This window comes from Kitasatospora sp. NPDC054795 (assembly GCF_053611565.1).
In genome coordinates this window covers 1-19,348 of the sequence record NZ_JBSHAP010000001.1, presented here as the reverse complement: position 1 = coordinate 19,348, position 19,348 = coordinate 1, and the positions used below count along the sequence as shown (strand labels likewise).

17 protein-coding genes are annotated in these 19,348 nt (G+C 74.3%); 7 read left to right on the top strand and 10 right to left on the bottom strand.

What is annotated here, in order from left to right; translation table 11 throughout:
* Positions 1–18 precede the first annotated feature (18 nt).
* Positions 19–1,365, bottom strand: a complete 1,347-nt coding sequence (locus tag ACWGJO_RS00085; RefSeq protein WP_452181386.1) for an aminotransferase-like domain-containing protein — start codon at positions 1,363–1,365, stop codon at positions 19–21.
* A 123-nt stretch (positions 1,366–1,488) separates the two neighbouring features.
* On the opposite strand from ACWGJO_RS00085, the gene ACWGJO_RS00080 reads away from it, so the two are divergent.
* A complete protein-coding gene (locus ACWGJO_RS00080; protein ID WP_452181385.1) occupies positions 1,489–2,151 on the top strand; it encodes a LysE family translocator in 663 nt (220 codons plus the stop codon).
* A 56-nt stretch (positions 2,152–2,207) separates the two neighbouring features.
* Here the strand turns inward: ACWGJO_RS00080 and ACWGJO_RS00075 are convergent, their stop codons facing one another.
* The 4 genes from ACWGJO_RS00075 to ACWGJO_RS00060 all read right to left on the bottom strand — a co-directional run bounded on the left by ACWGJO_RS00075 (position 2,208) and on the right by ACWGJO_RS00060 (position 5,216).
* Positions 2,208–3,272: a serine hydrolase domain-containing protein gene (locus ACWGJO_RS00075; protein WP_452181384.1), complete on the bottom strand. Its 1,065-nt coding sequence runs from the start codon at positions 3,270–3,272 to the stop codon at positions 2,208–2,210.
* Positions 3,269–4,222, bottom strand: a complete 954-nt coding sequence (locus ACWGJO_RS00070) for a DUF6895 family protein (RefSeq protein WP_452181383.1) — start codon at positions 4,220–4,222, stop codon at positions 3,269–3,271. Before ACWGJO_RS00070 ends, ACWGJO_RS00075 begins: the two co-directional genes overlap by 4 nt.
* Positions 4,219–4,932, bottom strand: a complete 714-nt coding sequence (locus tag ACWGJO_RS00065; RefSeq protein ID WP_452181382.1) for a hypothetical protein — start codon at positions 4,930–4,932, stop codon at positions 4,219–4,221. The genes ACWGJO_RS00070 and ACWGJO_RS00065 overlap by 4 nt, the downstream gene beginning before the upstream one ends.
* A gap of 80 nt (positions 4,933–5,012) precedes the next feature.
* A complete protein-coding gene (locus ACWGJO_RS00060; RefSeq protein WP_452181381.1) occupies positions 5,013–5,216 on the bottom strand; it encodes a hypothetical protein in 204 nt (67 codons plus the stop codon).
* A gap of 154 nt (positions 5,217–5,370) precedes the next feature.
* Between ACWGJO_RS00060 and ACWGJO_RS00055 the strand changes: the two genes are divergently transcribed.
* Positions 5,371–6,144, top strand: coding sequence for an SDR family NAD(P)-dependent oxidoreductase (locus tag ACWGJO_RS00055; RefSeq protein WP_452181380.1), 774 nt, complete (start codon positions 5,371–5,373; stop codon positions 6,142–6,144).
* A 217-nt stretch (positions 6,145–6,361) separates the two neighbouring features.
* Positions 6,362–8,200 carry an ABC transporter ATP-binding protein gene (locus tag ACWGJO_RS00050; RefSeq protein WP_452181379.1) on the top strand — a complete coding sequence of 613 codons (1,839 nt, stop codon included), beginning with the start codon at positions 6,362–6,364 and terminating at the stop codon, positions 8,198–8,200.
* Between the two features lie 55 nt (positions 8,201–8,255).
* On the opposite strand, the gene ACWGJO_RS00045 is transcribed toward ACWGJO_RS00050, so the two are convergent.
* Positions 8,256–8,924: a lysophospholipid acyltransferase family protein gene (locus ACWGJO_RS00045; RefSeq protein ID WP_359898578.1), complete on the bottom strand. Its 669-nt coding sequence runs from the start codon at positions 8,922–8,924 to the stop codon at positions 8,256–8,258.
* 175 nt (positions 8,925–9,099) lie between these two features.
* Between ACWGJO_RS00045 and ACWGJO_RS00040 the strand changes: the two genes are divergently transcribed.
* Positions 9,100–9,312, top strand: a complete 213-nt coding sequence (locus tag ACWGJO_RS00040) for an EF-hand domain-containing protein (RefSeq protein ID WP_359898577.1) — start codon at positions 9,100–9,102, stop codon at positions 9,310–9,312.
* Between the two features lie 103 nt (positions 9,313–9,415).
* Here ACWGJO_RS00040 and ACWGJO_RS00035 read toward each other — a convergent pair whose 3' ends face one another.
* Entirely contained in the window at positions 9,416–11,617 is a 2,202-nt protein-coding gene (locus ACWGJO_RS00035; protein ID WP_452181378.1) for a bifunctional glycosyltransferase/CDP-glycerol:glycerophosphate glycerophosphotransferase, read from the bottom strand.
* A gap of 888 nt (positions 11,618–12,505) precedes the next feature.
* Between ACWGJO_RS00035 and ACWGJO_RS00030 the strand changes: the two genes are divergently transcribed.
* Both ACWGJO_RS00030 and ACWGJO_RS00025 read left to right on the top strand, forming a co-directional pair.
* Complete coding sequence (locus tag ACWGJO_RS00030) at positions 12,506–12,772, top strand: hypothetical protein (RefSeq protein ID WP_049650625.1); 267 nt, start codon at positions 12,506–12,508, stop codon at positions 12,770–12,772.
* Between the two features lie 273 nt (positions 12,773–13,045).
* Positions 13,046–13,507, top strand: a complete 462-nt coding sequence (locus ACWGJO_RS00025) for a YjbQ family protein (protein WP_380538050.1) — start codon at positions 13,046–13,048, stop codon at positions 13,505–13,507.
* Between the two features lie 155 nt (positions 13,508–13,662).
* Here ACWGJO_RS00025 and ACWGJO_RS00020 read toward each other — a convergent pair whose 3' ends face one another.
* Positions 13,663–14,217 (bottom strand): DUF1990 family protein, encoded by a 555-nt coding sequence (locus ACWGJO_RS00020; protein WP_452181377.1) that lies wholly within the window; start codon positions 14,215–14,217, stop codon positions 13,663–13,665.
* Positions 14,218–14,443: 226 nt separating this feature from the next.
* Between ACWGJO_RS00020 and ACWGJO_RS00015 the strand changes: the two genes are divergently transcribed.
* Positions 14,444–14,662, top strand: a complete 219-nt coding sequence (locus ACWGJO_RS00015) for a hypothetical protein (protein WP_452181376.1) — start codon at positions 14,444–14,446, stop codon at positions 14,660–14,662.
* 33 nt (positions 14,663–14,695) lie between these two features.
* On the opposite strand, the gene ACWGJO_RS00010 is transcribed toward ACWGJO_RS00015, so the two are convergent.
* The gene (locus ACWGJO_RS00010; protein WP_452181375.1) at positions 14,696–17,731 is read right to left on the bottom strand and encodes an AAA family ATPase; all 3,036 of its coding nucleotides are present in this window, start codon (positions 17,729–17,731) and stop codon (positions 14,696–14,698) included.
* Positions 17,728–18,897 carry an exonuclease SbcCD subunit D gene (locus ACWGJO_RS00005; protein ID WP_452181374.1) on the bottom strand — a complete coding sequence of 390 codons (1,170 nt, stop codon included), beginning with the start codon at positions 18,895–18,897 and terminating at the stop codon, positions 17,728–17,730. Before ACWGJO_RS00005 ends, ACWGJO_RS00010 begins: the two co-directional genes overlap by 4 nt.
* Between the last annotated feature and the right edge of the window lie 451 nt (positions 18,898–19,348).

Here is a 19,348-nt window from a genome sequence, read left to right as displayed (position 1 = left end):
GACAGATTTTGAAATCTGTCAGCTGTCAGCCGTTCGCCGCTCACCCGCCCCCTCCGCGATCCCCGCCAGCGTCTCCAGTGCCCGCGCGAGCACCGGCAGCGGCGGGGAGGCGAGCCCGACCCGGATAGCGGAGGGCGAGCGCCGGGGGTCGACGGCGAAGGCCGCCGCGGGCGTTACCGAGATACCGGCACGTGCCGCGTCGGCGACGAAGGCCTCCGCCCGGCGGCCCGTCGGCAGCTCCCACCACAGGTAGTACGAGCAGGGGTCGGACCGCAGCCGCTGTCCCGTCAGCACCTCGCGGGCCAGCAGCTGTCGGGCCCTCGCGTCGGCCCGCTTCGCCGCCTCCACCGCGGCCAGCGTGCCGTCCCCGATCCAGCGCACCGCCGCCTCCAGCGCGAAGCCGCTCGGCGTCCATCCGCCCGAGCGCAGCGCCCCCGCCACCCGCTCGCGCAGCGCCGCCGGGACGACCGCGAACCCAGTGGTCAGTCCCGGGGCGATCCGCTTGGAGAGGCTGTCCACGAGCACGGTGCGCTCCGGCGCGAGCGCGGCCAGCGGCGCGAGCTCGGGCCGCAGGAAGGACCAGATGGCGTCCTCGACCACCGGCAGGTCGAGCCGTCGCAGCACCGCGACGAGTGCCACCGCCCGCTCCTGCGGCAGGCTCGCGCCGAGTGGGTTCTGCAGGCGCGGCTGGACGTACACCCCGCGCAGCGGCCCGGCCCGGTGGGCGGCGGCCACGGCCTCCGGCAGCAGTCCGTGCTCGTCCACGGCCAGCGGCACCAGCACGATGCCCAGCCGGTCCGCCACCGCCTTGACCACCGGATAGGTCAGCTCCTCCACGCCCAGCCGCTGCCCGGGCGGCACCAGCGCGGACAGGGCCCCGGCGATGGCCTGCCGCCCGTTGCCGGCGAACAGCAGTCGCTCCGCCCCGACCTCCCGGACACCGGCCGACACCAGGCCCGCGAACGCCCGCCGGGCCGCGACCGTCCCGGCCGCGCCGACCGGCCGCAAGGCGTCGCCCAGTGCGTCCGGACGCAGCAGCGGCGCCAGGGCGCCCGCCAGCAGCTCGGCCTGCCCGGGGATGGAGGGGTAATTGAGCTCCAGGTCCACGGGGGCGGCGGCCGGCTCCGCGAGCGGCACCCGGGCGCCGTCCGGTGCGCGCCCGGCCCGGACGAACGTCCCGCGCCCGACCTCCCCGACGGTCAGCCCGCGCCGGGCCAGTTCCCGGTATACGCGTCCGGCGGTCGAGTTGGCGATGCCCCGGCTACGCGCGAAGGCGCGCTGGGTGGGCAGCTGCTGACCGGGCCGCAGCCGCCCGTCCGCGATCTCGGCGGCGATCCGGTCGGCGATCAGGCGGTAGTCGTCCATCGGCGGTCGGCCTCCAGGGGTCGGACGGGCCCAGGCAACGGCCCACGCGCGGCCCGGCCCCGCATTGCACCGAGTGCAAAGTCATCATTGCATCGACCCGATGGTCCGTCCTAGCCTCCTCGCATGGACGCGTTGACATCGGCCGTGGACGGCCGGGCCGTACTCGGGATCGCCGCCGTGGCCCTGGGCATGGTGCTGTCGCCCGGGCCCAACATGATCTACCTGGTCTCGCGCTCGATCGCGCAGGGCCGCCGGGCCGGGCTGATCTCGCTGACCGGGGTCGCGGCCGGCTTCCTGGTCTACCTGGTCGCGGTGACGGCGGGAGTGGCCGCGGTGTTCTCCGTGGTGCCCGCCCTCTACACCGCGATCAAGCTGGCCGGCGCCGGGTACCTGCTCTGGCTGGCCTGGAAGGCGGTCAAGCCGGGCGGCACGGCGGTCTTCGCCCCGCAGCAACTGCCGCCGGACCCGCCGCGTCGGCTGTTCGCGATGGGCTTCCTGACCTGCCTGCTCAACCCCAAGATCGCCATCATGTACATCTCGCTGCTGCCCCAGTTCGTGGCCCCGGAGCGCGGCCACGTCGCCGTCCAGGGCCTGCTGCTGGGCCTGGTCCAGATCGCGATCGCGATCACCGTCAACGGCCTGATCGCGGTGAGCGCGGGCGGCATCGCCGCCTTCCTCAACCGCCGCCCCGGCTGGCTGCGGATCCAGCGCTACGCGATGGGCACCGTCCTCGCCGGCCTCGCCGTGCGCATCGCCGCCGACCGCGCCAAGGCCGTGGCGGTCTGAAGCCATGGTGCTCCGAGGCCGCGGCGGTCCAGGTGCGAGGCGCGGGGTGCGGAGCGTTACGTGCTGTGGCCGGTGACGGTCCGCAGCACCTCGTACCCCGCCTGGACGAAGCATCCGCCGCGCTTCGGGCCGGTGTTGGCGAGGGCCGCCACGGCGGTCGCGCCCGTCGGAGAGAACCCGACGAAGGCGGTGAACCCGGGGGTCGCGCCGGTGTGGAAGTACAGCTCGCGCCCGCCCGAGCGGCGGTGGTTCCACACCAGGCACAGCTCGTCGGGGGAGTGCGGAAGCCGCAGCCCGACCCGTTGGACCTCGGCCAGTGGATTCGCCAACTCGCCGTCCTCCTGCCCGATATGGGCCTGGAGGTAGCGCAGCAGGTCGCTTCCGCTGGCCCGTACCGCGCCCGCGCCCGGCAGCCCGGGGATCCGCCAGGCCGGCATCGCCCGTCCATGCCGGTAGCCGGTCGCCCGGCTCGGCACGTCCGGCACGTCCGGTGCGTCCGGTGCGTCCGGCGAGTCCGGCGCGCATGTGGTCGCATCGAGTCCCAGTGGCATCAGGACCCGCTTGGCGAGCAGCTCCCCGTACGGCAGTCCGCCCGTCTCGGCCAGCAGTCGCCCGAGCAGTCCGACCCCGTAGTTGGAGTACCGGTACATGTTGCCTGGCCTGCCGCGCACGGTGGTTCGGGCCAGGGCGTCTCTCAACCGCTCGTCGCCGAACGCCGCGTACGGGTTGGTCTGCCAGGTCGGCACGGCTCCGAAGAGCAATCCGGGGGGTAACCCGGGCAGCCCCGAAGTGTGGGCGGCGAGGTGCAGCAGCCGGATCGGCTCTGGGGAGCGGACGGTCATCGGACGCCAGTCGGTCGGCAGTCGGTGTTCGACCGGGTCGTCGAGGGCGAGTTCACCGCGCGTGGCCAGGTCGGTGAGCAGCAGCGCGGTGAACGTCCTGCTGACCGAGCCGAGTTCGAAGACGGTCTCCGGGGTGCATGCTGCTGCCCGCCCTCGCGCGAGGCGCCCGAAGCATCGCACCTCCCCATGCCCTTCGCGCGCCACGGCCACGGTGACCGCGGTCGCGTACGGCGCGGCCGCCCGCACTGCCGCGCGGACGGCCGTGTCGACTCCGTTCATGCGGCCGCGATGTCAGCGGTGTCGGCGCCGTCCGCGCCGCCGAGTGCCCGGGAGAGTGCGACCGTCGAGGCCACGACCGCAACCACGGCGGTGTGTTCGTGTGCGCGGATGGCCAACTCCTCGTCGTCCTCGATCGGTTCGTTGTCCCGGGGCACCAGGCCGTCCGCCCGCTGCACCGAGGCCAGGGCCTCCCAGCCGGACCGTCCGGTGATGGGTTCCCCGATGCACGAGTCGACGATCAGCAGCTCGCCGACCAGGTCCCACTCCCCGATCTCCAGCCAGATGTCGAGCCAGACCGGCAGCCAGTCGTGCAGGTAGTCCCGCATCGGTTCGGGCAGGTCCTGGGGGCGGGCGCCCCAGTCGGTGAGGTGGAAGACGGTGTGGGTGACCTGGTAGGCGGTGGACCAGGAGACGGTCCAGGGTTCGGGGAGCGCGCCGAGCCAGGTGCGGGCGGCGAGCGCGGCCCAGTCCGGCCGGTGGCTGAGTCCGATGATTCGACGCGCGTTGGCCACGGCCAGCTGCCGGCTGCCCTGGATCTCGACGGCGTGCACGGCCCGCAACCGGCTGAGTGATTCGAGCAACTCCTCCAGTGCGGCGTGCCGGTGGCCGATCCGGGCGAAGTGGGCGTACGTCTCCAGCGGGTCCGTGATGGTGACATACCGCAGCTGGCGTTCGTAGAGCATGTCGCCCTCGCGCAGCTGGCCCCAGGCGGTCGTGAGGAGGTCGCGCGCGGCATGGATGTCGTGCGGTCCGGCGACCCCGTCGCGCAGCACCAGGGAGGAGGCCATCGCGACCTCGCAGAGCGGCTTGTAGATGTCGTCCGGTTCGGAGAGGTTGATGACGCTGTTGTCCGCGAACTTGCCGTAGCTGCCCTGGTACGACGTGTGCAACCAGGACAGCGCGCGGGTGCCGAGCTGTTGGGCGATGGTGAGCGTCTGGGTGTCGGTCATGCCGGGCTTCCCTCCAGCAGGCGCTGGGCGACGGCGAGTTCGAGGCGCGTCCGGACGGCTCCGATGCCGACCAGGCGGCTCCGGTCCAGGACCGGTTCGACCTCGAGCCGTGGCGGGAGCCCCTCGGCGCTCGTCCAGGCGAGCCAGCGGGCGAGCCGTACGGCGGTGGTGAAGTCCCGTCGGAGCATGGAGCGGACGGTGCCGTGGGCGAGGTGCAGGGTGCCGGAGCGGGCGGCGTCGTGCACCGGACCGTCCAGTCCGGGCAGTGCGAGCACGGACAACTGCGCCATCCGTACCGACCAGGACTGCCAGCCCAGGTCGGTCGGTCCGGGCATGGGGGAGGGCGGTGAGGCCGGTGTGGCGTCCCCGTACGGTGTGCGGGCGAGCAACCGGTCGATCGCCCAGTCCTGCCAGGCGATGACCAGCGCGGCCTCGGCGGATGCCGGTGCCGGGGCGGGGAAGGCCCGTCGGGCCTCGGCGAGCAGCGCGGCGGTGGGTCCGTCGGGCTCGGCCCCGGCGAGCAGTTGCGGGGTGAAGAGGCCGGCGCCGAGCACGCGCACCGCGGCCAGCAGCGGGCGGGGCGCGGCGGTGTCCGGGTCCGCGAGTGCGGCCGCACCCCCGGCGCCCCGGAGGGCGTCGAGGGTCCGGCCGGCCACCCGCTCGACCGCCGCGGCGTACTCGTCACGGAGAGGGGTTTCGGCGAACGGCATGGTGGTGAGCTACTCCTTCAGGGGACTCGGGATGGGCGCGGGGCCCCAGGGGCGCACGGCCCGGTGGGGCGGGGGCCCGGCTACCTGATCGGCTTCTCCTTCGGTCCCTTCGGGGAGAGCAGGACCAGGCCGAGCAGGAGCAGGAGCCCCGCGGCCTCGGGCGAGTACGTGGGCGCGTCGGACACGACGGCCTCTTCCTCCACCATCAGGCTCGCGAGTGTCTCGGCCTCAAGCGTCGTGCTGCGCGACGCCGTTGCCGTTCCGGTCCGGAACTGAGTAAGCATCAGAAGTGGCTCCTCGTCTGGATTTCACCGCCCGGTCGGACGATGCCCCCGTTCGACAGTGCGAGCACCTCCGGTGACCTGCATCCGCAGCCCGCTGAGCTGGGGCATTGCCCTGGATGTGGGCCCTGTTGCGGCGAGTCGGTACGGTCGGGGCATGACCACAGCCTTGATCACCGGCGCGACCGCCGGCATCGGAGCCGCCTTCGCCCGCCGGCTCGCCCGCAGCGGCTACCAGCTCGTGCTGGTGGCCCGGGACACCGAGCGCCTGGAGCGCGCAGCCGCCGACCTGCGCGGCACATACGGCATCGAGGCGGAGGTGCTGACCGCCGACCTCGCGACGGACGAGGGCATCGGCGCCGTCGAGGCCCGGCTCGCCGACGCCGCCCGCCCGGTGGACCTCCTGGTCAACAACGCCGGTTTCGGCAACAAGGGCGCCTTCGGCACGGTTCCGCTCCAGGACGAGCTGGCCATGCTGAAGGTGCACATCGAGGCGATCCTGCGGCTGACCACGGCCGCCCTGCCCGGCATGCGGGAGCGCGGCCGCGGTGCGATCGTCAATGTGGCCTCGGTGGCGGCCTTCCTGCCGCGCGGCACGTACGGCGCCAGCAAGGCCTGGGTGGTGAGTTTCACCCAGGGCGTGCTGCGTGACCTCGGCGGTACGGGCGTGCGGATGATGGCGCTCTGCCCGGGCTTCACCCGGACCGAGTTCCACCAGCGGGCCGGCATGGGTACCGGCAACATCCCGTCCTGGTCCTGGCTGTCCGCCGAGCGGGTGGTGGACGAGGCGATGCGCGACCTGGCCCGCGGCCGGGCCGTGTCCGTGCCGGGCAAGCGGTACAAGGCCGCCGTGGCCATCGCGCGGGTGCTGCCCTCCGGCAAGCTCGGCGGGGTCTCCTCGAAGGCGGCGCGCACCTACCGGACCAACTGACGGCAGGGGCGGTCGGGCTCGGCGCCCGGCCGGTCGGGCAGTCGGGCGCGGGTCCCGGGCGGCCGCCGCGCTCCGGGTGGCCGGACGGTCCGCAGGTCGGCGGGAGCCGAGGAATAGAGCAACCCTCACTATTAGCTTGTCTAACTATGAGCTATCCTCGCTATGCTGATCCCAGCCCGACCGTCCGCCCGACCGTCCCACCCAGGGAGGCCCGTCCTTGAGGCCCACCGCCATCGACTGGACCCCGCCCGAGCGCGCCGAGGGCGATCCCCGCCCCTCGGCCGAGTGGCGCCGCATCCTCGCGCTCTTCCGCCCGTACCGGGGCCGCCTGACCGTCGTCGGGCTACTGGTGGCCGCCTCCGCGGTGGTCTCGGTCGTCTCCCCGTTCCTGCTCAGGGCCGTCCTGGACACCGCCATCCCGCAGGGGCGCACCGGGCTGCTCAGCCTGCTCGCGCTCGGGATGATCCTGACCGCCGTGGTGAACAGCGTCTTCAACGTCCTCCAGACGCTGATCTCCACCACCGTCGGCCAGCGCGTGATGCACGACCTGCGCACCTCCGTCTACGGCCACCTCCAGCGGCAGTCGCTGGCCTTCTTCACCCGAACCCGCACCGGCGAGGTGCAGTCCCGGATCGCCAACGACATCGGCGGCATGCAGTCCACGGTGACCTCCACCGCGACCAGCCTGGTCTCCAACCTGACCGCGGTGGTCGCCTCGGTCGTCGCCATGGTCGCCCTCGACTGGAGGCTGACCGTCGTCTCGCTGCTGCTGCTCCCGCTGTTCGTCTGGATCAGCCGCCGGGTCGGCCGGGAGCGCAAGAAGATCACCACCGAGCGGCAGAAGCAGCTGGCCGCGATGAGCTCGGCGGTCCAGGAGTCGCTGTCGGTCAGCGGCATCCTGCTCGGCCGCACGATGGGCCGCTCCGGTTCGCTGGCCCGGGAGTTCACCGACCAGTCCGACCGGCTCGCGGACCTGGAGGTGCGGGCCGGCATGGCCGGGCGCTGGCGGATGAACACCATCATGATCGTGATGGCCGCGATGCCCGCGCTGATCTACTGGGCGGCCGGGCTGACCTCCGCCGCCGGCGCGCCGATCGTCTCGGTCGGCACCCTGGTCGCCTTCGTCACCCTCCAGCAGGGCCTCTTCCGCCCGACCGTCAGCCTGCTCTCCACCGGCGTGGACGTGCAGACCTCCCTGGCGCTCTTCCAGCGCATCTTCGAGTACCTCGACCTGCCGGTGGAGATCGACGAGCCGGCCGACCCGGTCACCCTGACGGGCATCCGCGGCGAGGTCCGCTTCAAGGACGTCGACTTCCGCTACGACCCGGAGCAGGAGCGCCCGACCCTCGCCGACGTCGACCTCACCGTCCCGGCCGGGAGCTCACTGGCCGTGGTCGGCGAGACCGGTTCGGGCAAGACCACCCTCAGCTACCTCGTGCCGCGGTTGTACGACGTCACCGACGGGCGGGTCACCCTGGACGGCGTGGACGTACGCGAACTGTCCTTCGACACCCTGGCCCGAGCGGTCGGCGTGGTCTCCCAGGAGACCTACCTCTTCCACGCCTCGGTCGCCGAGAACCTGCGCTTCGCCAAGCCCGGCGCCGACGACGCGGAACTGGTCGAGGCCGCCCGGGCCGCGCAGATCCACGACACCATCGCCGCCCTCCCGGACGGCTACGACACCCTGGTCGGCGAGCGCGGCTACCGCTTCTCGGGCGGCGAGAAGCAGCGCCTCGCGCTCGCCCGGACGATCCTGCGCAACCCGCCGGTGCTGATCCTCGACGAGGCCACCAGCGCGCTCGACAACCGCACCGAGCGCGCCGTCCAGCAGGCCGTGGACACCCTGGCCGCCGGCCGCACCACGATCACCATCGCACACCGGCTCTCCACCGTCCGCGCCGCCGACCAGATAGCCGTCCTGGACCACGGCGAGGTGGTCGAACTCGGCACCCACGAGGAGCTGGTGGCGCTGGACGGCCGGTACGCGGCGCTGCTGCGCCGGGAGGTGCCGGAAGCCGCCGGGCAGCCCGAACCGGCCGTGCTCGGGCGCGCGTGACGACCCGGGACGCGGGAGCGAGCGTGGGTGTGCGCGCCGGTGGGGGACGCGGCGGTCAAGCCGCCTTCGGCACCTCGTTGTAGCTCTCCGCGACCTCCTGGCCGGAGAGCCGCTGGATGGCCGCCATGACCTCGTCGGTCACCTGCCGACGGGCCTTCAGCGAACGGGCCTGCCCGTGCAGCTCGTCGAAGTGCAGCGGCTCGCCGAAGCGGACCGTCACCTTCTTCAACCGCGGGATCCGCTTGCCCACCGGCAGGATCTGCTCCGGACCCTCCAGCGCCACCGGCACGACCGGCACGCCCGCGGTCAGCGCGAGCCAGGCGACGCCCGTCTTGCCCCGGTAGAGCCGGCCGTCCAGCGAGCGGGTGCCCTCGGGGTAGATGCCGAAGGCCTTGCCGTCCTCCAGGATCTCCAGCGCCGACTCCAGCGAGGCCTGAGCGGAACGGTAGGTGCCGCGCTCGACCGGCACGGCGCCGATGGCCTCGAAGAAGTCCTTGGAGAGCCGGCCCTTGAGCCCGGTGCCGGTGAAGTACTCGGCCTTCGCGAGGAAGTGGACCCGGCGCGGGGCGGTCAGCGGGATCACCACGCTGTCGATGAAGGACAGGTGGTTGCTGGCCAGGATCACCCCGCCCTTGCGCGGCACGTTCTCGATTCCCTCGATGGCCGGCCGCCAGATCCCCCGCGAGACCGGTTTCAGCACCAACTTGGTGACGAGGTCGAGCACGATTCCCTCCCTGGACGAACGACCGCCCGGGAGGAGCCCGGGCCTGCAATCAGATCCGCAGACTACGACACCCACCCCCGCGCACGTCCACTCCCGGCGACCGTGGCGCGCGCCACGGCCGGGTAGGGTACGGCCGTCCGAACCGAGCGACACCCGCAGTACCCAGGAGGGCACGATGGAGACCACCGAGGCGATCAAGGCCTTTTTCGACCGTTTCGACAAGGACGGCGACGGCAGGATCACCCCGGCCGAGTACGCCCTGGCCGCCAACGAGATGGGCGACCACGACGTCACCATCTCGATGGCCGAGGCGCTGATCCACAGCATGGACACCAACCACGACGGCGTCCTGACCTTCGAGGAGTTCCTGGCCGCCCGCCGGCGCTGAACCCGCGCCGACGGGGCCGGTCGCCGTACCGGCGGCACCGGCCCCGTCCGGACGCCCCCGCTGTTCTCCGCAGGGTCCGCCGCAGCGTCCTCCGCAGGGGCCGCTACTCCTCCACCGGGAACACTCGGCGCACCACCCGCTCCGAGGCCCCGCCGTCGTCCCAGACGCAGAACTTCGCCCGGAACCGCGCCCGCGCCGCCGGCTCCGGGTCGCCCGCCAGCAGCGCCCGCGCCAGCCCGTCCGCGTCCACCGTGACCGCGCCCGGCGGCTCCGCGAACAGATCGAAGTAGACGCCGCGTTCCCGCTGGTACTCCTCCCAGTCCGGGGCGAAGATCACCACTGGCCGGTCCAGCACCGCGTAGTCGAACATCATCGACGAGTAGTCCGTCACCAGCACGTCCGCCGCGAGGTAGAGGTCCTCGACGGTCGGGTGCGCCGAGACATCCACGATCCGCGCCGATTCCGCGCCGGCCGCCGACAGGTCGCCCGGACCGTCGGTGTGGAAGTAGTGGGTGCGCACCAGCAGCGTGAAGTCCGGGCCCAGCCGCCGGGCCAGCGCCGCCACGTCCAGCAGCGGCACGTAGCCGCCCTTGCTGCCGCGGTGGGTCGGCGCGTACAGCACCGCCCGGGTGTCCGGCCGCAGCCCGAGCCGCTCGCGCATCGCCCGGACCTCGTCCGGAACGGCGTTCGCCAACCGGTCGTTGCGCGGGTATCCGGTGTCCAGCATCTCGTACCGGCCGGGGAAGGCGCGGGCGAAGTGCCCGCTGGTGTGCGGGTTGGGGGAGACCAGGAAGTCCCAGCGGTCGACGGCCTCCTGGAGCAGCTCGAAGTCCATCCCCTCGGCCGCCGCCGGGTGGTCGCGCAGGTCCATGCCCATCGCCTTGAGCGGGGTGCCGTGCTGGGTCTGGACGTGTACCGTACCCGGCCGCTTCGTCATGGTGCGGGGGAAGTTGACGTTGTTGACGAAGTACTTGGCGGTCGCCATCGCCTTGAGGTAGGCGGGGGTGTTGACGATCACGTGCGGAACCCCGGGCGGCAGCGCGGCGGCCTGGGCGCGGTTCTCCACCACCCACACGCCCCGGATCCGCGGGGCGAGTTCCTTCGCCTTCTCGTAGATCGCCGCCGGGCTGCACGCGTAACCCCGGTGCCAGTAGGCGGCGTAGACGGCGAGGTTCTCGTCCAGCGGCAGCCGGCGGAACGCGTTGTACGCGGTGAACCGGGCGCCGCTGCGCATCCCCTTCTTCACCGCGGGCGCCACCGCCCGTGCCCCGCGCTTGAGTTCGCGCGGCAGCCGCCCGGTGCGGCGCAGCTCCGCGTAGGCGATCCGGGCGCCGCGGGCGGCCAGCCGGTACTGCACGCCGCGCACCCCGCCGGGGAAGCGGTAGCCGGCCGGGCGGTGGCGGTCGAAGTGTCGGGCGATCCGCCGGAAGAAGTCCTTGCGCAGGTCGGCGGGGACCAGCCCGGGGGTGTCGTAGACGTTCAGCGCCTGGCGGACGGTCCGGTCGAAGACCAGGGTGCGCAGCTGGTCCGGGACCGGCCGGCCGGGGCGGTCCGGGCGGTCCAGGAAGGCGAAGATCGCGTCGTACTGGGCGAACACGTCCGCGTGCTTGGGGGAGGAGGTGGCGGTGATCGCGCCGTCCCGGCCGCGCCGGTAGAAGTAGCAGGGGCGGTCGAGGTAGCGCAGCCGCTCGGCGGCCAGCAGCGCCGGGTAGGTGACCGAGATGTCCTCGTAGTAGCCGCGGCCGAAGGAGACGCCGAGGCCGTCCAGGAACGCGCGGCGGAACAGCTTGTTCCACACCGACATCACGGTCTGGAACAGCGCCGGGTGCTCGGCCAGGGTGCAGCCCTCGACCAGCGGGGAGCCGGCCAGCACGTGGCGCCAGGGGTTGGGCTCCGTCCCGCCGTCCGGGTAGACGTGGGTGAAGTCGGTGATCAGCACGTCGGCGGGGGTCTCCCGGCGCCGCTCCTGCGTCAGCTCGTCCAGCAGCGCGCCGACCGTCCCCTCGGGCACCCAGTCGTCGCTGTCCACGAACCAGACGTACTCGCCGCGGGCCTGCGGCAGGGCGGCGGTGCGGGCGCCGCCGAGGCCCTGGTTCTCGGTGAGGTGCAGCACCCGCAGCCTGCTGTCGCGGGCCGCGTAGGCGTCCAGGATCGCGCCGGAGCCGTCGGGGGAGAGGTCGTCGACCGCGATCACCTCGAAGCGGGTCTCGGCGGCGGGGGTGTCGCCGAGGAGCGAGTCGAGGCAGTGCGGGAGGTACCGCTCCACGCCGTGGACCGGGAGCACGATGCTGAGGAGGAGGGACACGCTGGCCGAGTGTACCGATCCACCGGGTGTCACCTGCGCGGACGTCCGGTGCGGGGCTTCCGGGATGGTGGCCGGGGCGGTGACCGGGGGTGGCGGTGGTGGTGGGGCGGCGGTGGGGCGGCTCGCGGCAGGGGCCGTGGTGCACCCGGAACCGCCGGTGCCGGGCCCCTGGCGGGGCGGCACCGGCAGTCAGGTGGCGGTCCGGCCGACCCTCGACGGCCGACCGCCGGTCCGGGCACCGCGCGAGCCGGGCCGCCGCAGCGTCGAGGCGGCCGGGCAGTGGCTCGCGGGAGCCGGAGTTCTTCATCAATCGAACACACGCTTGGGTGCGGTGCGGGCACTGGCGTGTGCATCAGATACTGCTTGGAGGTTCGGCGGGAGTCAATCCCTCGAATGTGTTCACTTCCTGAAGTCGATCGGTCACGGTGTCGGCCGGCGCCCGGTTCGGCCGGGCCGCGTACGGATCGGGCGCGGCGAACGCCCCCCGATGATCGCTTTGTCGATGTGGCGGCCGTCTCCCGGCTGTCCCCTATATGGCGGCGCGAGTGGGACGCGGGTGAGGTGCGGGTTGGGCGTGGGCGGGCCGTTGGTGGGGTGCGGGCGGGCCGCGGGGCCCGGTTCCGCGGGGGCGCCGCCGTGCGCCGGGCGCGCGTCGTGCGTGTGCCGTGCGTACGGTTGCCGCACCGCCCCTGTCGGACCGGGTGACGGACGGCCGGTCGTGCACCATCATTGATGCCTAGTCGTGACCGGCCTGGTGGCCCCTGGTGCTTCGTCAGTTGACGCCGCACGATACGGTGGCACAACACCAAGGACGGTTGCGCGAAGGCCGTCCTTCACGGATAGTCTTCGCCTCACGGCCCTGGCGCCTCGTAGGGGTGGGAAAAACTGATGGAACACATGCAAGTGCGGACTCGGCCCCGCGTGCCGGCGATCCAGTGCGGTGTCGGCACAACCGGCCGCCGGATCGACCGACACCTGGCCGTGCTCGGCGCGCCCGCACTCCCGGCGGTGGACACCGCCGAAGCACTCGGGTTGATAAGGGAGCTCACGCCGCGCGGCGCCGAGGCCCCGACGACCCGTCGTCGCCACACCAGGATCTCGCTGCTGACGCCGCTGCGGCGGCTGCGGCGGAGCCTCTTCGGCGGGCGCGGCTAGTTCGACCGGCGCGGTACGGGTCCCTCCCCGCTGCCCGGTCGGGAACCGACCCGGTGGACCGTCCGGTCCACCGGGTCTTCGGTGTGTCCGGACGATGTCCCGGGTCCGGGCCCGGCGGGGCCCCGGCGAAGGGCCCGGGCGGGGGCTTCGGCGCGTGCCGCGCGGTCCGGGCGATGTGGTCTGAACCTTTCACCCTACGCGAGTTCGCCTCCCCGGCGCGGCGAGTCGGCGAGGGAGTACGCCCGGCCCGCTGACCTGGGACAGGATGGCGCCATGGCGGACAACAACCACTCCACCCGGACCGGCTCCTTCCCGGACACCACCTTCCAGAGTGGCACCATCGAGATCACCACCGGCAACCGCGAGGTCGCGCTCGACATCACCGACCGCTGCGCCGCGTTCCTCGACGAACGGGCCACCGGGCGCGACGGCCTGCTCAACATCTTCGTCCCGCACGCCACCGCGGGGATCGCGGTGCTGGAGACCGGCTCCGGCAGCGACGACGACTTCCTCGCCACCCTGCGCGACCTGCTCCCGGCCGACGACCGCTGGCGCCACCGGCACGGCAGCCCCGGCCACGGCCGGGACCACGTGGTGCCCGGCCTGGTCGCCCCGCACGCCACCCTGCCGGTCCTCGGCGGCCAACTGGCCCTCGGCGTCTGGCAGTCGGTGGTGCTTATCGACACCAACGGGGACAACCCGCGCCGGACCGTCCGGCTGTCCTTCCTCGGCTGACCTTGGCGCGGTGCGCGCGGGGCCCGGGGGGCGCGCCGGGGCGCCCCGTGGGGCACCGCCCGACGGAGGGCGGGCCGACTGGGTCCGGCGGGCTCGGTGGTCCGGGTGGGCTCGGCGGGCTCGATGGGTTCGGTGGGTTCGGTGGGCTTCGCGACTCAGCGGACGTGCGAGGCCACCGTGGCGAGGTAGCGCTCGATCGCCAGGTGCTGGCAGAGCAGGGCCACCGGGCGGCCCATCCTGGCGTACCAGGCGGACAGCCGGGAGAACGCGGTGACCTCGAACCACACCTCGCCGTCGGCGTCCATCGACACCAGGAACGCCTCCTCGCCGCGCTCGGGGTGCCCGGGGAGGGTTCCGTACCCGAACCCGATCCGGTCCGGCTCGTCCACCGTCCACACCACCCGGCAGGGGATCACCAGCCGCGGCCGCCGGCTCCCCGGCAGGTTCAGTCGCAGCAGCACCGTCCCGCCCTCCCGGGCCGGGCCGGCGGGGTACACCGCGAAGCCGGTGCCCAACTGGCTGCCCCAGCCGAGCACGTACCGACCGGCCCGCTCCAGTACCTCCGCGCCGCGCCCCAGGTGGACCCGCCGCCGCAGGTGGGCGTAGCCGTCCGGCAGCCGTCCGCCCCCGCCCCGGGTGGCGCCCACCTCGGGGTACGACGGGGCGGTGGCGTGGGCGGCGAGGAGACGTCGGTGCAGGTCGGTGGGCATGCCGGTCACGGTAGCCGCCGGGCGGGAGGGGACCTGCGGCGGGGCGGGGCGGGTTTCAGCGGACGGGTTTCGGCGGACGGGATTCGGCGAACAGATTTCAGATGACGGATTTCAGCGAACGTTTTCTGAAATCTGTTCGCTGTCAACCGCCCGCCGGGGCGCTCGGGCCGGCTCGGCCGGGGCCGAGCCTGTTGCAGCTCAGCGGGGAGCGGAGTAGGAAGGCGGCATGAACGACACCGGTACGAACCAGGAAGTGGCCGTCTGCGAACTCGTGTCCGAGGGCGGCGCGGAGGCGGCGCTGCGGCACGACCCGGAGGCGACCGGGCCGCGCGCCGACTGCGTGCTGTGCGGGGAACCGACCGAACTGCCCGCTGACCGGCCCGGCAGCACCCTCTGCCCGGTGTGCGCCTGGCAGCAGGCGCAGCGGATCGCCTGCTCGGGCTGATCCACGGCCGGCCCCGGACTCCCCGGGGTCGCCCTACGCGTCCTCCCGCCCGGCCAGCGCCAGGGTCGAGCCGTGTCGCCCCTTGCGGACCAGCAGCTGGGCGGGGATGCGGCTGCGCAGGTCGGCGACGTGGCTGACGATGCCGACCGCGCGGTCCCGCTCGCGCAGGCCGTCCAGGACGTCCATGACCTCCTCCAGGGCCTGCTCGTCGAGGGTGCCGAAGCCCTCGTCGATGAAGAGGGTGTCCAGCGGCATGCCGCCGGCCTCGTCGGTGACCACGTCGGCCAGTCCCAGGGCGAGGGAGAGCGAGGCGAAGAAGCTCTCGCCGCCGGAGAGGGTCGCGGTGTCCCGCTCGGTGCCCGTCCACGCGTCGACCACCCGCAGGGCCAGGCCCGAGCGCTTGGTGCCGCTGCCCCGGTCGTCGCTGTGCACCAGGGTGTAGCGCCCGCCGGACATCCGGACCAGTCGGTCGCTGGCCGCCGCCGCGACCTGCTCCAGCCGGGCCGCCAGGACGTACGACTCCAGGCGCATCCGCAGCCGGTTGTCGGCGGCGGTGCCGGCCGTGAGTGCGGCGAGCCGGGTGATCCGCCCGTACCGGTCCAGCGCGGGGGCCAGTTCGGCGGCGAGCCCGGTCAGCTGCCGCCCGATCGCGGCCAGCGCCCCGCAGCGCTCGCGGGCCGCCGCATGGGCGGCATGCGACCGGCCGAGCCGGTCGGTGGCGGCGCCGAGCTCGGCCGCGACGGCGGGCAGGTCCACCGGCGGACGGCCCGCGGCCTCGGCCAGCTCCGGCAGCCCCAGCTCGCGGCGGACGGCTGCGGTCTCCGCGCGGTGCCGCTCCAGCCGGGTCTCCAGCCGCTCGCGCTCCTCGCGCGGCAGCAGCACCGCCAGGGCCGCCGCCGGGTCGGGGAAGCCCGCCGCGGCGGCGGCCTTGCCCAGTTCGTCCTCGGCCTCGTCGAGCCGGGCCGCCGCCTCCGTCCGGGCCCGGGCGGAGTTCGCCGCCACGGCGACCGCCTCGGCGAGCCGGGTGAGGGCCGCGGCCCGGTCGGCGACCGAGGGCGCGTCGCCCCGGGCGGCCGCCACCCGGGCGGTCAGCGTCTGCTGCTCGGTGCCGAGCGCCAGCAGCCGGTCGGAGAGGACGGCGGCGCGCTCCTTGGCCTCCTGCAGCTCGTCGACCCGGCGGGTGCGGTCCTGCGACAGCCGGGCCATCTCCTGCTCGACCCGGCCGAGCGCCTCCGCCGCGTGCCGTGCCCCGCGATGCTGGTCCTCCAGCCCGGCCAGGGCCTGCGCGAGCGCCTCCGTGGTGTCCGGCCCGGCCGCGCCGGCGGCGGTGGCCTCGCGCACCCGCAGTGCGGTGAGCGCCTGGTCGGCCTCCGTCCAGACCCGCTCGGCGTCGGCCTGGGCCCGGCGCGCCCGCTCCTCGTCCTCGGCGCCGACCCGGCCGCCGGGCGAGGCCTCGGCGGGCGCCGGGTGTTCCGGCGAGCCGCAGACCCGGCAGGCCTCTCCCGTGCGCAACTGCTCGGCCAGCTCGGCGGCCATGCCGCTCAGCCGGCGGTCCCGCAGGTCCAGGCTGTGCTCCCGGGCGTCCAGCGCGGCGCTGCGCAGCGCGACCGCCCGGGGCCCGGCCGCGGCGATCTCGGCGCGCAGGCCGTCGCGCTCCCGCGCCGCACCGAGGCGTCCGGTCAACTCGGTGCGCTGACCGTCCAGTTGCTCGACCCGGGTGGTCGCCGACCGGGCCTCGGCGTGCTGCTGCTCCAGACGGCCCAGTTCGCCCTCGAACTCGGCGAGCCAGTCCTCGGCCTCCTCGGCCAGTTCCTCGGCGGCGCGCCGGTCCTGTGCCAGGGAGCCCTGCTCGCGGGTGAGTTCGGCGCAGCGCCGCTCCTCCGCCCGGGCCGACTCCAACCTGACCACCTCGGCCCGCAGCCGCAGCTCGGCCTCGGCCAGCCCGGCGGCATCGGCCCCGGCGAGATCCCGACCCCCGGCACCGGATCCGGCCAGCAGCTCGCGGTGCCGGCGCTCCAGCTGCCGCGCGCGCTCGAGTGCCTCGGCCGCGCTCTCCCGCAGTCGCAGGGCGGACTCCACCCCCACGGCCTCCTGCGCGGCGGCGAGCCGCCGCCGGTCCGCCGTCGCCGCGGGCTCGAAGCCGGCCAGCCGCTCGGCCCGGTCCAGCGCCTCGCGGTGCCGGCGCTGGCGACCGGCCAGCTCCTCGGCGGCCTCGCGGCGCTCCTGGGCGGCGCGCTGGGCGGCCCCGGCGCCCGCGAGGGCGGCCTCGGTGACGGTGAGCTGCTCGGCCGCGCCGCTGCGCAGGACCGCCGCCCAGCCGAGCACCCCGGCCGCCAGACCGTCGTCGTCCTCGGCCGGCACCCAGCCCGCGGCGGGTTCGGCGCCCGGACCGGCCGCCTGCTCGGCCTTGCTGGCGAGGTCCCGCAGCCGGCGCCGGCCGGCCTGGACGGCGGCCTCCTGGCCGCGGCGCTGCTCGGCCAGCCAGGCCTCCACGTGCTGGAACCGCTCGGTGTCGAACAGCCGCCGCAGCAGCTTGCCGCGCTCCTCCGAATCGGCCTTGAGGAAGCGGGCGAAGTCGCCCTGCGGCAGCAGCACCACCTGGCAGAACTGCTCCCGGTTCATGCCGATCAGCCGGTGGATCTCCTCCCCGGCCTCCTGGTGCGACTTGCTGATCCCGCGCCAGCCGGGCGCGCCGTCGCCCGTGTCGAGGACCCACTCGCGCAGCAGGGTCTGCGCCCGCTCGACGGTGGTGCCGCTCCCGACCTTCTTCGGCCGGCGCTGCTCGGGCAGCCGGGTGACCTGCAGCCGCCGCCCGCCGAGGGTCAGCTCCAGCTCCACCGAGGTCAGCCGCTTCGGGTCGGCGTGGTCGCTGCGCAGCCGGTTGGCCCGGCGCGCGCCCGGCGTCTCGCCGTACAGGGCGAAGCAGACCGCGTCCAGCACGCTGGTCTTGCCCGCGCCCGTCGCGCCGCGCAGCAGGAACAGCCCGCCGGCGGCGAGCGCGTCGAAGTCCACCGTCTCGCTGCCCGCGAACGGGCCGAAGGCGGTGACGGTGAGCCGGTGCAGCCTCATCGGGGCAGGTCCGCCTTCCGGTCCGTGGTCTCCCGGACGCGCTCGAAGCCCTCCCGCAGCCAGCCGAGCTCGTCCGGCTCCGGCTCGGCGCCGGGGCGGACGTGCCGCAGGAAGCCCTCCGCGATCTCCAGGTCCCCGCGGCCGCTGACCCGCGCCGCGTACGACTGCGAGGGCTCGGCCTCGCGGCGCTCGGGGTCGAACAGCAGCTGGAGGGTGTGCGGGAAACGGCGGCGCAGCCGCTCCATCGGCTCGCTCGGCCGCGCCGCGTCGGTGAGCGTGGCCTGCACCCAGGACTGCTCGTGCTCGGAGTACCGCTCGTCGGTGAGCAGCGCGTCGAGGGTGTCGCGCAGTGTCGCCAGGCGGCGCGGCTCGGGACAGGGAACCCGGTCGGCCGTCACCGAGCCGTCGGCGGCCAGGTCGACCAGCCACATGGTCTTGCGCTGGTGCACCTCGGAGAAGGAGTAGGCGAGCGGGGAGCCGCTGTAGCGCAGGTGCGGGGCGAGCGTCTGGCAGCCGTGCAGGTGGCCGAGCGCGGCGTAGTGCACGCCGTCGAAGACCGACGCGGGGACGGAGGCGACGCCGCCGACCGCGATGTCCCGCTCGCTGTCGCTCGGCGCGCCGCCGGTGACGAAGGCGTGCGCCAGCACCACCGCCCGGGTGCCTGCCGGGCGTGCCGCGAGGTCCTCCCGGACCCGGTCCATCGCCGCCCCGAGCACCGCCGCGTGCCCGCCCTTCGTCAGCCCGAACCGCTCGCGCACCAGAGTCGGCTCCAGGTACGGCAGCCCGTACACCGCCACCGGGCCGTGCTCGTCCGCCAGCAGGACGGGCTCGGCGCACTCGCCCGGGTCGGTCCGCAGGTGGATGCCGGCCCGGCCGATCAGCCCCGCCCCGACGCCGAGGCGGCGGGCCGAGTCGTGGTTGCCGCTGATGAAGACCGTCGGCACCTCGAGGTCCGCCAGCCGGTGCAGCACGTCGTCGAACAGCGCGACCGCTTCCAACCCGGGCAGCGCCCGGTCGTACACGTCCCCGGCGACCAGCACGGCGTCCACGCCCTCGGACCGGACCACCTCCACCAGGTGGTCCAGGAAGGCGCGCTGGGCGTCGTGCAGGCTCTCCCGGTGGAACGAGCGCCCGAGATGCCAGTCGGAGGTATGCAGCAGTCGCATGGTTCCCGACCCTAACCCGCGGCACTGACAAACCCGTCCGACCCGGTGGAACCACTGGCTCCTGGCACCCCTGGCACCCCTTGCGTCCGGGGCCGGGGCCCCGGGGCCGGGCGGCGGTGGGCGGGGCGGGTGGCGCCGAGCCCGTTCGATCACTCCGGGTGAATTGTCAGTGGCTCTGTGTATGTTCCTCGGCGTCGGCCACTCCCGGTCGGGGTGGTCGGCGCGATCCGGTGTCGGAGGGCGAGAAGGAGGAGCCATGGCTGCGGTACGGAAGTCGGTGCGCGAGGTGCCGGGCGCTGCGGCGGGGTGGTCCCCGCGGGAGCGCCGGCGGGTGCTGGTGCTGGGCGGGCGGCGGCCGGGTGGCGGTGCCGGTGGGGCGTCGGCGGGCGGGCCCGGTGGGGCGGCGCCACCCGGGGGCGGGCGGCCGCCGGGGGCCCGGGCGGGAGGGGAC